Raw genomic sequence first — 13,425 nt, forward strand, 5'->3', positions numbered from 1 at the left:
CCACCGCCCCGCGCCCGGGGGGGCCTCCGCGCCCCACGGCGGCACGGTGGCCGGGCCGGACCCGGCCGCCACCGCGAGCACGAACCCGGCGACCGCCGCGACGCAGACGGACACGCCCACCAGCACCCCGTCCGACGCCCCGTCGGACACGCCGGGCCCAACGGACACGGCGGCCCCGTCGGACACCCCGGCCCCGTCCGACACCCCGTCGGACACCCCGGCCCCCTCCGACTCGCCTGCCGGTGCCCCGGTGTTCGGCACCGTCGGATCCGACCCTTCCGACACCGGCTTCCTGACGGTCGCCGTCTCCTCCGACTCGGCGGTCACCGAGGTGTCCGCCCAGCTGACCGAGGTGCACGGCACGGACCCGGCGACCGTGGCGGTCACCGGCTTCACGCTCGTCTCCGGCACACCGCAGGACGGCGTCTGGCGTTCGCCGCGCATGTCGCACCTGCCCTCGTACGGCACGTACGACGTGACGGTCAGCGCCCAGGACAGCGACGGCGACAGCGCCTCGGCGCCGCACGTCACCACCGTGGACGTCGAGCCGAAGCCGGTCTTCGCCGACCGCGCCATCAGCCCCGACGTGCTGGACTTCGAGCACACGCACCTCAGGCTCGGCGGCCGCGTCTCGCTCTTCGACCCGATCACCGGCGACACCTCGCCGCTGGCCGGCCAGGCGCTGAGCGTGGTGGTCGACCACTACTCCTACAGCGCCGCCACCGCCGCCGACGGCAGCTACGCGATCGACCTGGTACCGCGGCTGGACGACCTGGACGGCACGTCCGTGCCGGTCTCGCTCTCCTTCTGGATCACCAACCCGGACGGCACGAGCACCTATGTGCTCGTCGACAGCAAGACCCTGTCGTTCGTGGTGAGCCCGAGCCGGATCCGGCTGGACCACTCCAGTGTGCGGATCAAGTACGGCGACAAGGTGTCCTCGTCCGGTGTCGTGGAGTACCTGTACGCCGGCACCTGGCGCCCGGCCAAGGGCATCGCCCTCGACATGAACGACTACGCCACGGCGACCAGCGGTGCCGACGGACGCTTCAAGCTCACCTACCCGTACCTGCTCTCCGACGACGGCACGTTCACCGTGGAGACCACCCAGGGCAGCTACCTGGCCAACCCGTATCTGACTCCCTCGACCGCGCAGCTCAAGGTCGACGTCGTCAACCGGACGAACATCTGCTTCTGTTCGAGCTGGATCGACGAATACTCCGACCTGCACATCCAGGGCAGCATGACCGCCAGCAACGGCAAGGTGCCGCCGAACCGGAAGCTGTACCTCCAGCAGTCGGCCGACGGCAAGTCCGGCTGGAAGTCGCTCGGCTGGTTCACCGCGAAGTCGAACGGCACCTTCGATCTCGAAGCGTACGTGGCGGTGCCGAAGGGCTACTGGCGGCTGTACTCGGCGGGGTCGTCGGACTACCAGGCCGGCTACTCCAACTCCGTGCACTTCAACCGCACCGCCACCAGGATCGCCGGCTTCAACGCCGGTCCCGAGCCGGTGCGCAAGGGCCACACCGTGACCACCACCGGCACCCTGCAGCGGCTGAGCGGTACGAAGTGGGTGGCGTTCGGCAAGCAGCGCGTCTACGTCCTCTTCCAGGCCAAGGGCAAGAAGTCCTGGACGGCGCTGGGCTCCGTCAAGACCGACTCCCGCGGCCGTTTCACCGCCCGCTTCACCGCGAAGCAGGACGGCACCTGGGTCGGCGTCTACCTGGCGTCCGGCTCCTACGTGGACGCCGAGAGCTCCCACGACTACGTGGACGTGCGCTGAGCGGAAGCGGGTCGAGGGGGGAGCGGGCGGTCCGGCCCGCTCCCCCCTCGCGCTGTCACACCTGGTAGGCCACCAGCGCCATCATCCCCGCCTCGCCGTGGTAGGCGTTGTGGCAGTGCAGCATCCACTGGCCGGGGTTGTCGGCGTCGAAGTACACGGACACCGTCGTCTTCGGCAGCACGATGGTGGTGTCCTTGCGCGGTCCGCCCGTGCCGAGCTGGTAGGTGTGGCCGTGCAGGTGCATCGGATGCCACATGTCCGTCCGGTTGACGAAGTCGAGCCGGACCCGCTCGCCCTGCCTGACCAGCAGCGGGTTCGCGGTGGGGTCGTCCATGGCGAAGCGCTTGCCGTTGATGCCCCAGTCGTACCGGCCCATGCCGCCGGTCAGCTCGACGCGATGGACCCGGTCGGCGCGCTTCGTCTCCAGCCGGACCTCGTCGGCCGCCGCCAGCTGGGCGGCGGTCAGGATCCTTCCGTCCAGTTCCCGCGGGCGGACGCCGGGCGCCGGCGCGCTGCCGGACCCGGTGCGGACCAGGGCCATGCCGCTCGCGTTCCGGCCCTCGGCGAGGGCGACGAGCGGGAAGACGCCGTCGCCGAGGGTGACCAGGACGTCGTAGCGCTCCCCCATGCCGACCAGCAGGGTGTCCACCTGCTGGTGCCGGACGGGAAAGCCGTCGGTGTGGGTGATGGTCAGCCGGTGGCCGCCGAGCGCGACCCGGTACGCCGTGTCACCGCCGGCGTTGATGACGCGCAGCCTGATCCGCTGGCCGGGCTTGCCGGTGTGGACGTCGGGGTCGGCCGGGACGCGGCCGTTGACGAGGTGGTAGGGGTACTTGACGTCGCCTGCGTCGCCGCCGAGCAGCCTGCTCTCGGCGCCCATGAGCATGAACCGCGTCGACATGCCACCGGAGCCGGACGGCGAGGCACTCGCCCCGTCCGCGCCTCCGCCGCTCATGTCCATGCCGCCCATGTCCCCGCCCCCGGAGCCCATGCCGCCCATGTCCCCGCCGTCCGAGCCCATGCCCCCCGCGCCCATGCCGCCCATCCCGTGCCTGAGTTCGGCGAAGACCTCGTCGGGGGTTCCGGTGACGCCGTCGACCCAGTCGTCGAGGACGACGACCCACTCGTCGTCGTACGACAGCGGCTCCCGCGGGTCCTCGACGATCAGCGGGGCGTACAGGCCGCGGTCGAGCTGGACGCCGACGTGCGGGTGGAAGAAGTAGGTGCCGGGGGCGTCGGCGACGAAGCGGTAGGTGAAGGTGCGGCCCGCCCGGACGGCCGTCTGCGTGGCCGGGGGCACACCGTCCATGTCGGCGCGCAGGGCGATGCCGTGCCAGTGGACGGACGTGGTGGTGCTGTCGGGCAGCTGGTTGGAGAGCTCGGCCGCGAGCGTGTCGCCGGTGGTCAGCCGGATCTCCTTGCCGGGGGTGCGGCCGCCGAAGGCCCAGCTCCTGGCCGTCACCCCGCCGCCAAGGTCGAGCATGGCGGACGCGGCGGTGAGCGTCACGTCGCGCACCGTGCCGGTGGCCTTGCGTCGCCTGTCCGTGGCGGCGACCACCTTGCTGTCGGGGCCGACCAGCGCGGTTTCGCCGGAGGAGCTGCCGGATCCGCTGCTGCACGCGGCGAGCGCCCCCGCGCCCGCGACGCCGAGCCCGGCCAGCAGGACGGAGCGGCGGTTCATGCTGTTCATGCTGTTCATGGGAGAGGTTCCTCTTCTCGGTGAGCTCGGTGTGCCCGATGAACTCGGCGAGCTCGACAAGCTGTTGACCTGGGCGCGTGCGGCAGCTCCGCCTCCCTGGTACGGGAGGCGGCAGCGGTCCGCGCAACGGCGGGCCTAGATCAGCAGCCGGGAGAGGAGGGAGAGGTCCGGCGGCGCGCGGTGCGGGATTCCGGAGGGGACGTGCCCGGCAGGGACGCGCTGAGCGAGGAAGCCCTGGACGGCGTGACGCACGGCGGACGGCGGCGCGAGCAGTTGCGGCCCGCTCACGTCCCCGGCCGAGCAGTGCTGCATGGCGGGGCCGGAGCAGGGCCCGCCGTCGTCATCGTCGTGATCCTGGCCGGGGGCCGGGGTCGGGGCGGTGGCCGAGGACGGGGCGGCCTCGGCGGGTCCGGTCCGGCCGGTCGCCGGTGCCGTCGTGTGCGTCATCCCGGGCATCCCGCCCATGGCGGTGACGGGGGCGACGGGACCGGCGGGGGCGGCCGTGTCGTGGTGGAGGAGGACGGCGAGAGCGGCGAGAAGCGCCACGACCGCGGCCCACGTCCAGCGCGTCGCGCTGCCGCGGGGGCGGCTGAGCCGCCGGCACGTCGCTTCCGTCATCGCGTTCCTCGTCCGCTGTCGTCCGCTGTCGCCTGCCAGACTCGCACTATACCGGGGAGGGGTATGCCGTCCAGTCGGTGGCGGCAGCTCCTGGGACGTTCGACCGCTGATCGCAGGTGAGCGCCGGTCGCCCCGTTCCGGTGGTGAGGGGGCTCACAGGGCCGACCGGCGGGCCAGCAGGGCCAGGACCAGCAGGCCGGGGACCATCGGCAGCCATCCCGTCAGCAGGCGGTAGCCGAGGACCGCCGAGACCGCCTCCGGTCCCGGCGCGCCGGCCGCCGTCAGCGCGAGCGCGAGCGCGGCGTCCAGCGAGCCCAGTCCGCCCGGCGTGGGCAGCAGCGCCGCCGCGCCGCTGGCGACCAGGTAGGCCATGACCACGCCGCTCGTGGGAAGACCGAGGCCGATCGCGTGGACCACGGCGACGATCACCCCGGCGTGCAGCAGCGCGAACCCGACCGACCCGCCCCACAGCGCGCAGGCCCGCGCCCGGCACTGGTGCACGTCCCGCACGTCGGCGAGGGCCCCGCCCGCCGCTCGTCTGAGGCGGCCGTTGAAGACGACCGCGAGGACACCGACCGCGGCCGCCACCGGCAGCAGGACCAGCAGGTACGGCAGCGGATGCGGGGTCCGTGCGGAGAGCCGGAGCGTGCCGGGCGACACGAGCAGGAGGGTCACGCCCAGCGCGCACCGGACCGCTGCGCCAGCGGCCGCCTTCACCGCCAGCGCCGTCGCCGAGCGCCGGGTGGAGAGCCCGCAACGGGTCAGGAACCGCAGGTTGACCAGCGTCGCTCCGGCCCCCGCCGGCAGGAGGTGGTTGGCGGCGCCGGCCGCGAACTGCGCCGCCACCAGCCGCCCCTTGGGCAGCGGCTCGACCACCGCCCCCTGCTGCGCCACGGCCGCGCACACCCAGGTGGCCAGGGCGGCGAGGCAGGCGAGCACCAGCCACTCGCCGTCGGCGGCGGCCAGCCGTTCGGTGCCGCTGTCCAGCGTGGCCCGGTGGGCGACGAGCGTCCCGCCGACGGCGGCGAGCACCACCACGGTGACGCCGAGCTGGACGTACAGGCGCCTGCCCAGAGTGATCGGCGGGCTCTCGGCCTCGGCCACGGCGGTCACCTGCCCTGCCGCGCGCCGGGCGCCAGGTACGCGCGGAGCGCGCCGACCCGGGTCACGGGCCAGGCGCGCGCGTACGCCGGCGGGCGGCTTCCCGGCCGGACGAGGACGGCGAAGGACGTGCGGTGCGCGGCGCGGGTCAGCTCGGCCAGGGTGGTGCTGGCGTCATGCCCGGCCGTCTGGGCGGAGCCGCAGCCGGCGGCGTAGGCGACGGGGACGGCGTCGTAGCCGCTGAGCAGGCACGGCGGCCGTACGCCACGGGTGTGGAGGGCGGCGGCGGTGCGGGTCCAGTCGGCGCGGGAGGCGGCGGAACTGTGCACGGTGTGCTCCAGGACGACGTACTGCACGGCCAGATGTCCTGCCAGGCCGACCGCGACCAGGCCGGCGGCCAGGACGCGCCCGGCCCGGTGGGCGGGGGCGGTGACCAGGTGGACGAGGCCGTGGGCGACGGGGAGGGCGAGCAGAGCGTAGGCGGGCAGCAGGAAGCGGGGGGCCGCGTAGCCGATGAGGAACAGGTAGGGGACCGCGGCCGTGACGGCGCAGGCCGACGGGAGGAGGACGGGCAGGGCCCTGCGGGCGCGGACGGCCACCACCGCGCCCAGGACGGCGAGGAGGGGCAGCGCGAACCACCACAGGGTCACCAGGGGGCCGGGGGCGGCTCCGGTGCAGGGCCGGCACAGGGTGCGGCCGCCGAGGCTGCGCAGCTGGTCGAGCACGGCCAGGTGCCAGCCGAGGCCGCCCTGGATGGCGGAGGCGTCGGACAGCCGCTGTGCGAGGCCGCCGTAGCTCGTGTACGCCTCGATCACCCACTCGCCGGCTCCCGCCGCCAGACCCGCGAGCAGCACGGCCAACAGGCGCGGGCGGCGCAGGGAGAGCGCGAGCAGGGGCAGCACGACGTAGACCGCGTCCGTCGGGCGCATCCCCGCCATCAGTGCCGCGCCGGCGAGGACACCCCACCAGGCCGCCCGGTCACGGGGGTTGGCGCGGGCGCGCAGGAAGCAGCCGACGCAGGCCAGGGCGCCGACGGCGACCCAGTAGTTGGGCATGGCCTGGGGGCCGTAGAACAGCGTCACCCACAGTGAGGCGAACAGGCCGCCGGCCAGGGCCAGGACGGCGGGTGCGAGGTGCCCGCGCCAGACGCGCAGGGCGAGGTACAGGGCGAGGCCGGAGAGGACGGCCAGGTAGATCCGGAGCAGGACGGTGGAGTCGGACCAGGACGCGATCGGGGCGACGAGGAGCGAGATGCCGCGGGAGCGGGGCGCGCTGAAGTAGGCGGCGGGCACGTCGCCGCTGACCTGGCTGACGTAGACGGCCTCGTCCCAGCCGAGCCCGAGGTCCGGCCGTACGAGGACGAGTTGGGCGAGCGTGAAGGCGCCGGCGACCATCCCGAGCCAGGGTTCACCTCGCGGCCGCCGCGGCCGGACGGCCTGCGCGGGAAGACGGGTGCGGGGCACACCGGTCGTCGTGGCGTTCGCGCCGTCGGCCATCGCACACCTCACCTCGTCGCACGCCGCACAGTCGGACCCTCCTGCCACGGACAGGAGAACAACCCACCCTACGACTTGTAGGGTGAGAGGGGAGTGAGAAGACACTCATCACCCCGTCTACGCAACCACCCGACGACACCCGCCCACAACGCCCGGCGCCGACCGAGGGACACGGGCCGAGGGACACGGGCCGAGGAGCGGCGGGCAGCGGCCGCCGGGCACCAGACTGCTGGCAGCGGGCAGGGGCGACCAAGTGCCTGCGGCAGGAGGCGAGTGGCGGCTGGTGAGCGACGGACAGCAGGCGGCAGGCGACGCCAGACGCCACCGGGCGGCGGGCAGCAGGCAGCGGCCGACGGCCGGCCCAAAGACGCGTGTGGGCAGTCGGCCGGCCCAAGGCGGGCGGCCCAAGGCGGGCGGCCGGCGGCCCAAGGTGCGCGGCGGTTGTAGGGGCGAGGGGGTGTTCATCAGGTGGTGCCTGGGCGGGCGATGCCGTGGTCGTAGGCGAAGATGACGGCCTGGACCCGGTCGCGGGCGCCGATCTTGGCCAGGACGCGGCCGACGTGCGTCTTCACGGTGGACTCGGAGACGACGAAGCGGGCGGCGATCTCGCCGTTGGTCCAGCCCTTGCCGATGGCGACGAGGATCTCGCGCTCGCGTTCGGTGAGGGAGGCCAGACGTGGGTCCTCGGCCTGGCCGCCCCTTCCGTCGGGCACGTGCCGGGCGTACTCGTCCAGGATGCGGCGAGTGAGGGCCGGCGCGATCACCGCGTCGCCCCCGGCGACCGCGCGGATCCCGGCGAGGAGTTCGTCGGGGCGCGCGTCCTTGAGGAGGAATCCGCTGGCTCCGGCCCGCAGGGCGGCGTGCACGTACTCGTCGACATCGAAGGTGGTCAGCACGAGGACCCGGGAGCGCCCCCCGGCCTCGGCGATCCGGCGGGTCGCCTCGATGCCGTCCATGCCGGGCATCCGTACGTCCATCAGCACGACGTCGGGACGGAGTTCGGCGGTCCTGCGCACGGCCTCCGCACCGTTGGCGGCCTCCCCGACCACCTCCGTCTCGGGCATGGAGTCGAGCAGCACCCGGAAGCCGTAGCGCTGCAGCTGCTGGTCGTCGACGACGAGCACCGTGGTCACCGGGCGCCTCCCCGCGGCGCCAGGTCGAGCGCCGCCTCCACCGCCCAGCCCCCGTCGGCCGCCGGTCCGGCGCTCACCGTCCCCCCGTACAGCGCCGCTCGTTCGCGCATGCCCACCAGTCCGTGTCCTTCCTCGTTCCATGGTCCGGGACCCTTGGCCTGACCGTTGTCGCGGATCCGGATGACGAGCCGGTCGTCCCCGACGGCGACCGACAGGCTCACCCGAGTGCCGGCACCGGCGTGCTTCAGGGTGTTGGTCAGGGCTTCCTGGACGATGCGGTAGACCGTCAGCTGCATCCCGCGGTCCAGGGCGTCCACCTCGCCGACGGTCCGGTAGACGATCTCCAGGCCCGCGGTGCGTACGCCGTCGCACAGCGCCTCGATGTCGGCGAGGCCCGGCTGGGGGCTGAGTTCGGGCGCCTGGCGGGCGCCGTCCGACGCCTCGCGCAGCACGCCGAGCACCCGGCGCAGCTCGCCGAGGGCCGTGCGGCCGGTGTCGCCGATGAGCCGCAGGACCTCCTTGCCGCGTTCGGGCGCGGTGTCGGTGGCGTACGCGCCGGCGTCGGCGAGGGTGATGATGACGGACAGGTTGTGGCCGACGATGTCGTGCATCTCGCGGGCCACCCGGGCGCGTTCGGTGGCGGTCGCGAGCCTGATGCGCTGGTCGCGTTCCGTCTCCAGCCGCGCGGCCCGCTCCCGCAGCCCGGCGAGCTGCGCCCGCCGGGTGCGCACCATCAGGCCGACGGCCAGCGCCGCGGTCGCCGTGCTCAGCAGGAAGAAGAGGGCGTCCCAGACGGAGACGGCCGGCGAGACCCGCACCGCGACCAGCACCAGACACGCCGTCATCACCGCGGCGGCCCACGGCAGCCGGCCCAGCCGCCCGTGCAGGGCCAGGCTGTACAGGGCGACGAACAGGGCGACGTCCGCGCGCAGCGCGGCATACAGCGACCACTGCAGGACGAAGACGGCGGCGATGGCGACGAAGGTGGCCATGGGCCGGCGCCGCCGCCACAGCAGCGGCAGCACCAGGCCGGCCTGCAGCGCCAGCACGGCCGCCAGCGGGAGGTGGGTGAAGGCGAACTGGAACCTGGGCCGGGAGTCCCCGTCGCCGCGCCCCGCGCCGCCGTGGTGCAGCAGGTCCGGCAGGCAGAACATGAGGAAGACCAGCGCCGCGACGGCGGTGTCCAGCACCCAGGGGTGGGCGCGGTCCGCCTGCCGCAGCCGCTGGCCGGCCCGGGTGAACCGGGCGGCCAGCGGTCCCGCCGCGCCGGAGCCCCCGGCGGAGGTGGTCGTCGTCAAGGTGGTCACCCGCCCATGGTGCAGGGCGTCAGACGTCGCTGCGCACCAGCCGGTACGCCGCCCCCGCCAGTGCGAGCACCGTCCAGCCCAGGAAGACCAGCAGTCCGGCGCCCGGCGACAGGGTCGTGGAGTCGTGCGTGAGGGCGAACATCGACTCGCCCGCGTTGGACGGCAGGTAGGGGCTGATGTCGTTCTGCCAGGAGCTGGGCAGCAGCGAGATCAGGCCCGGGACCAGCATCAGGGCGGCGACCAGGACCGAGATGCCGCCGGCCACCGACCGCAGCAGGGCGCCCAGGGCGGTGCCGATGACGCCGACCAGGCCGAGGTAGAGCCCGGCGCCCAGCAGGCTGCGGACGACGCCCGCGTGCGAGAGGCCCATGGCGGCGGGCGTGCCGGACACGATCTGGCTGCCGAACAGGAAGGCCACGAACGCCCCCAGCGTCGCCACCACCAGCGCGACCAGCCCGAACACGGCCGCCTTGGACCACAGCACGGGCAGCCGGCGCGGTACGGCCGTGAGCGTGGAGCGGATCATCCCGGTGGAGTACTCCCCCGCGGTGACCAGCACGCCGAGCACGCCGAGGGCGAGCTGGGCGAAGTTGGTGCCGAAGAGGGACAGGCTCACGGCGGTCGCGGTGGCGAAGTCGCGGTCCTGGCGCGGAGAGCCTACGCCCGACTTGTAGTGGTTCGCGGCGATGAGCCCGAAGGCGACGAGGAAGAGCAGGCCGAGGCCGAGGGTGATCCAGGTCGAGCGGAGCGACCACAGCTTGGACCACTCCGAGGCGAGCACGCGCCGGCCGGTGACCCGGTAGGCGGGCCGGGGCGGGGTGGCCTGGGGCGCCTCGACGGGCGCGGTGAGGGTGCTCATGCCGCACTCCCCTCGGTGACGCGGCTCTCGATGCCGGTCGTCGAGCCGTGGTACTCCACGGCATCCCTGGTCAGGTTCATGAACGCCTCCTCCAACGACACCGTGCGCGCGGTCAGTTCGAACAGCGCGATCCCGTGCTCGGCCGCCTTCAGGCCGATCTCCCGGGCGCTGAGCCCGGTCACCTGCAACTCCTCGGAACCGGCCCGGCCGGTGATGCCCACGCCGGGTCCGGCCAGGACCTCGCGCAGCCGGGCCGGGTCCTGGGTGGCCACCTGCACCGTGTCGCCGCCCGCCTCCCGGACGAGGTCCGCCACGGTGGTGTCGGCCAGCAGCCGACCGCGCCCCACGACGATCAGATGGTCCGCGACCAGGGCCATCTCGCTCATCAGGTGCGACGACACGAACACGGTCCGGCCCTCGCCGGCCAGGGCCTTCAGCAGGTTGCGGATCCACAGGACGCCCTCCGGGTCGAGGCCGTTGACCGGTTCGTCCAGCATCACGGTCTGCGGATCGCCCAGCAGCGCCGCCGCGATGCCGAGCCGCTGCCCCATGCCGAGGGAGAACGCGCCGGCCCGCTTCCTCGCCACGCTGCCGAGGCCCGCCAGTTCGATCACCTCGTCGACCCGGCGGCGCGGGATGCCGTGGGTCAGCGCGAGCGCCAGCAGGTGGTTGTAGGCGGAGCGGCCGGGGTGGATCGACTTCGCCTCCAGCAGCGCCCCGACCTCCTGCAGCGGCGCCCGGTGCCGGTCGTAGCGCTGCCCGTTGACCGTGACCGAACCGCTGGTCGGGGCGTCGAGCCCGACGATCATGCGCATGGTGGTGGACTTCCCGGCGCCGTTGGGCCCCAGGAACCCGGTCACCGTGCCCGGCTGCACGGCGAAGTCCAGCCCGTCGACGGCCGTCTTCTCGCCGTACCTCTTGGTCAGCCGCTGTGCGTCGATCATGCGCGTCCCTTCCTGTCGGAACCGGCGCCCGCCTGTCGCCCTCGACGCCTCACCGACCACGCTAAGAGGCGAAACGCCCCGATTCGGTGGTACCGCGGACTGATCCACGCCCGCCGGGTCGTACCGCGGTACTACACACCGCTGCACCTGCGGTCGCACCGGCCGACCCACGGCGCCCGGCTCACGCCGCCGACGCACGAACGGCGACGGCGAAGGGGCGGCGGCGAAAGGGCGGCGACGATGTTCAGGCGGCGATGTTCAGGCGGTGGTGATCAGGCCGCGGTGTTCAGGCGACGGCCGTGGCCGGAGCCGGTTCCAGGTGGTGCGCGCGGAACCGGCCGCGTCGCTGCAGGGGGCGCTCGACGAGGGCGTACGAGGCGAGGGCCGCGGCGAGCGTCGCCGCGAGGCCGGTGGTGAGGAGCCCGTCGCCGCGCACCCCGAGATCGGCGAGCAGCCGCAGGACGGGGTAGTGCCAGAGGTACATCCCGTAGCTGAGGTTGCGCCCGGCCCAGGCGGGCGCGGCCAGGGACAGCAGCCGGGCGGCCCACGCCCGCGGGCACAGCTCCAGCGCGGCCACCGCGCAGGCCGACAGGACGGCCGCGGCCAGGAACCCGGCCGTGTACCAGACGGGACGCCATCCGCTCGGCTCGGTGATCGGGATCCGCCAGGCGATCAGCGCCAGCAGCGCGAGCGCGGGCCCGCAGAGCCGTCCGGCCCAGCGGCGCAGCAGCGCCAGGCGGGGGTCGTCGGCGCGCAGCCGGGCCAGGACGAGCGCCAGCAGAGCGCCGACGAGGAGCTGGTCGGCGCGGGTGTCGGGGCCGTTGTAGATGCGGTGCGCCGCCGTGGGGTCCCAGAGCACCGTCCGCCAGAGCACCGGCAGGACGCACAGCGCGGCGACCCAGCCCAGCACCGCGCGGGCCGTCAGGTGCCGCAGCAGCGCCAGCAGCAGGAGCGGCCAGAGCAGGTAGAACTGCTCCTCCACCCCCAGGGACCAGGTGTGACCGAGGGGCGCGGTGAGGTCCGAGTACGTCCCGGCGTCCCCGGCCCGTACGAGATTGACCACCGACCCCGCGGCCAGCACAGCCGACACCCACGCCCCGTCGAACAGCGGCAGCGGGAACACCAGGCTCAGCAGGACGGTGACCGCGCACATCACCAGCAGGGCCGGCATCAGCCGCAGCCAGCGCCGCCGGTAGAACGACCGCAGGTCGATCCGGCCGGTACGGGCGTACTCGGCGACCAGCAGCCGGGTGATGACGAAGCCGCTGATCGTGAAGAACACGTCCACGCCCACCGAGCCGCCGGGCAGCAGGTCCGGCTCCACGTGGTACACGATCACCAGCACCACCGCGACCGTCCGCAGTCCGTCCAGCCCCGCCACCCGGCCGCGACCCCGCGCCGCCGGCGAGAAGCCCCGCGCACCGCGCCGCCCACCGCGACCGCCGTCACCGCCCCGGCCGTCACCGCCCCGCCCGCCGCCTCCGTGCGGTCGCGTCGACGGCGCGGCGACGGCGGGCGACGTCGCCCGCGCCACCGCGCTCTGCTCCGCGGGCTCGGCCGCCGTGCTCCGGTACAGGGTGCTCATGATGGCCGCGTCTGCCCAGGCGCGCCGGACTCACACACCCCGGGAGCCTGAGCAGTCGTCAGGGGCCCGGCCCGGCGATGTGGCCTGAACTCTGCGCCTTTGGCCAGAACCAGTACCGTTTTCCCAGCGTCGTACGGCATGTGTGCCGATGGCCAGACCTGTGGGGGGACCACATGAGCGCCGAGATCTACTTCAGCAACAACTACCGGGACCTGTGCGAGCGGAACGGGACCGGGGCCGGCTTCCAGTTCGAGTTCTCCTGCGCGCGCTGCTACGACACGTGGCGCTCGCCGTTCGAGCCGTACGCCGGGGAACGGGCGGCCACCTGGCTCCGCAAGGGCGTCGACGTGGCCTGGGGGCTGCTCGGCCGCACCGGCACCGGGCTGACGTCGGCGGCCGACGGCCTGGCCGGGGCCGGTTACGGACGGTCCCGCGACGAGGCGTTCCAGCGGGCGATCAACAACGCGCAGGGGCACTTCAACCGCTGCGCACGCTGCACCGACTACGTGTGCGGCCGCTGCTGGAACGCGGCCCAGGGCCTGTGCCTGCGCTGCGCTCCGGACACGGCGGCCGAGGCGATGGCGGCCCAGCAGCGCGGCCTGAACGACATGGCCTCGCAACGGGCGTACGCGGCGGGGCAGCAGGCCGGGCAGAGCTACGACCCCACCACGCCCCGCCAGCTGGTCTGCCCGAACTGCCGCACCGAGACCCACGGCGCCGCCTTCTGCTCGGGCTGCGGCCACCGACTGGCCCAGTCCGCGACGTGTTCCTCCTGCTCCGCCGTGGTACCCGACGGTGCGGCCTTCTGCCCGGGATGCGGTGCGCGCAGGTAGCGGACCGGCGGGGTGTGCGGGGTGTGCGGGGTGTGCGGGGTGTCCGGGGTGCGCCCTGGCCCCACTG

General features: G+C 74.0%; 10 protein-coding genes and 1 pseudogene. 2 read left to right on the top strand and 9 right to left on the bottom strand.

The features are described 5' to 3' along the window. Positions 1 to 1,783 (top strand): annotated as a pseudogene (locus AB0M11_RS13505) (hypothetical protein); the annotation flags it as partial. A gap of 55 nt (positions 1,784 to 1,838) precedes the next feature. On the opposite strand, the gene AB0M11_RS13510 reads toward AB0M11_RS13505, so the two are convergent. The 9 genes from AB0M11_RS13510 to AB0M11_RS13550 form a co-directional block, all read right to left on the bottom strand. Beyond that, a complete protein-coding gene (locus AB0M11_RS13510; protein ID WP_365704879.1) occupies positions 1,839 to 3,473 on the bottom strand; it encodes a multicopper oxidase family protein in 1,635 nt (544 codons plus the stop codon). Between the two features lie 144 nt (positions 3,474 to 3,617). Continuing rightward, positions 3,618 to 4,100, bottom strand: a complete 483-nt coding sequence (locus AB0M11_RS13515; protein WP_365704681.1) for a hypothetical protein — start codon at positions 4,098 to 4,100, stop codon at positions 3,618 to 3,620. 153 nt (positions 4,101 to 4,253) lie between these two features. Continuing rightward, the gene (locus tag AB0M11_RS13520; RefSeq protein ID WP_365704684.1) at positions 4,254 to 5,204 is read right to left on the bottom strand and encodes a lysylphosphatidylglycerol synthase domain-containing protein; all 951 of its coding nucleotides are present in this window, start codon (positions 5,202 to 5,204) and stop codon (positions 4,254 to 4,256) included. A gap of 5 nt (positions 5,205 to 5,209) precedes the next feature. Further along, positions 5,210 to 6,697 (bottom strand): hypothetical protein, encoded by a 1,488-nt coding sequence (locus AB0M11_RS13525; protein ID WP_365704686.1) that lies wholly within the window; start codon positions 6,695 to 6,697, stop codon positions 5,210 to 5,212. 464 nt (positions 6,698 to 7,161) lie between these two features. Beyond that, complete coding sequence (locus AB0M11_RS13530; protein ID WP_365704688.1) at positions 7,162 to 7,830, bottom strand: response regulator transcription factor; 669 nt, start codon at positions 7,828 to 7,830, stop codon at positions 7,162 to 7,164. Beyond that, on the bottom strand, positions 7,827 to 9,128 hold the full coding sequence (locus AB0M11_RS13535; protein ID WP_365704881.1) for a sensor histidine kinase: 1,302 nt from the start codon (positions 9,126 to 9,128) through the stop codon (positions 7,827 to 7,829). The genes AB0M11_RS13530 and AB0M11_RS13535 overlap by 4 nt, the downstream gene beginning before the upstream one ends. 28 nt (positions 9,129 to 9,156) lie before the next feature. Further along, complete coding sequence (locus AB0M11_RS13540; RefSeq protein ID WP_365704690.1) at positions 9,157 to 9,996, bottom strand: ABC transporter permease; 840 nt, start codon at positions 9,994 to 9,996, stop codon at positions 9,157 to 9,159. Then, a complete protein-coding gene (locus tag AB0M11_RS13545; RefSeq protein WP_365704692.1) occupies positions 9,993 to 10,940 on the bottom strand; it encodes an ATP-binding cassette domain-containing protein in 948 nt (315 codons plus the stop codon). The genes AB0M11_RS13540 and AB0M11_RS13545 overlap by 4 nt, the downstream gene beginning before the upstream one ends. 286 nt (positions 10,941 to 11,226) lie before the next feature. After that, entirely contained in the window at positions 11,227 to 12,525 is a 1,299-nt protein-coding gene (locus tag AB0M11_RS13550) for an acyltransferase (protein WP_365704695.1), read from the bottom strand. A 173-nt stretch (positions 12,526 to 12,698) separates the two neighbouring features. On the opposite strand from AB0M11_RS13550, the gene AB0M11_RS13555 reads away from it, so the two are divergent. Continuing rightward, the gene (locus tag AB0M11_RS13555; RefSeq protein WP_365704698.1) at positions 12,699 to 13,358 is read left to right on the top strand and encodes a zinc ribbon domain-containing protein; all 660 of its coding nucleotides are present in this window, start codon (positions 12,699 to 12,701) and stop codon (positions 13,356 to 13,358) included. Positions 13,359 to 13,425 lie beyond the last annotated feature (67 nt).

This window comes from Streptomyces sp. NPDC051987 (assembly GCF_040680735.1).
In the GTDB taxonomy this organism is placed as follows: Bacteria; Actinomycetota; Actinomycetes; order Streptomycetales; family Streptomycetaceae; genus Streptomyces.

Bases quoted from the DNA above. Each gene is read 5' to 3' on its own strand.
- AB0M11_RS13510 (WP_365704879.1), bottom strand. From the start codon at position 3,473: ATGAACAGCATGAACCGCCGCTCCGTCCTGCTGGCCGGGCTCGGCGTC.
- AB0M11_RS13515 (WP_365704681.1), bottom strand. From the start codon at position 4,100: ATGACGGAAGCGACGTGCCGGCGGCTCAGCCGCCCCCGCGGCAGCGCG.
- AB0M11_RS13525 (WP_365704686.1), bottom strand. From the start codon at position 6,697: ATGGCCGACGGCGCGAACGCCACGACGACCGGTGTGCCCCGCACCCGT.
- AB0M11_RS13540 (WP_365704690.1), bottom strand. From the start codon at position 9,996: ATGAGCACCCTCACCGCGCCCGTCGAGGCGCCCCAGGCCACCCCGCCC.
- AB0M11_RS13545 (WP_365704692.1), bottom strand. From the start codon at position 10,940: ATGATCGACGCACAGCGGCTGACCAAGAGGTACGGCGAGAAGACGGCC.
- AB0M11_RS13550 (WP_365704695.1), bottom strand. From the start codon at position 12,525: ATGAGCACCCTGTACCGGAGCACGGCGGCCGAGCCCGCGGAGCAGAGC.
- AB0M11_RS13555 (WP_365704698.1), top strand. From the start codon at position 12,699: ATGAGCGCCGAGATCTACTTCAGCAACAACTACCGGGACCTGTGCGAG.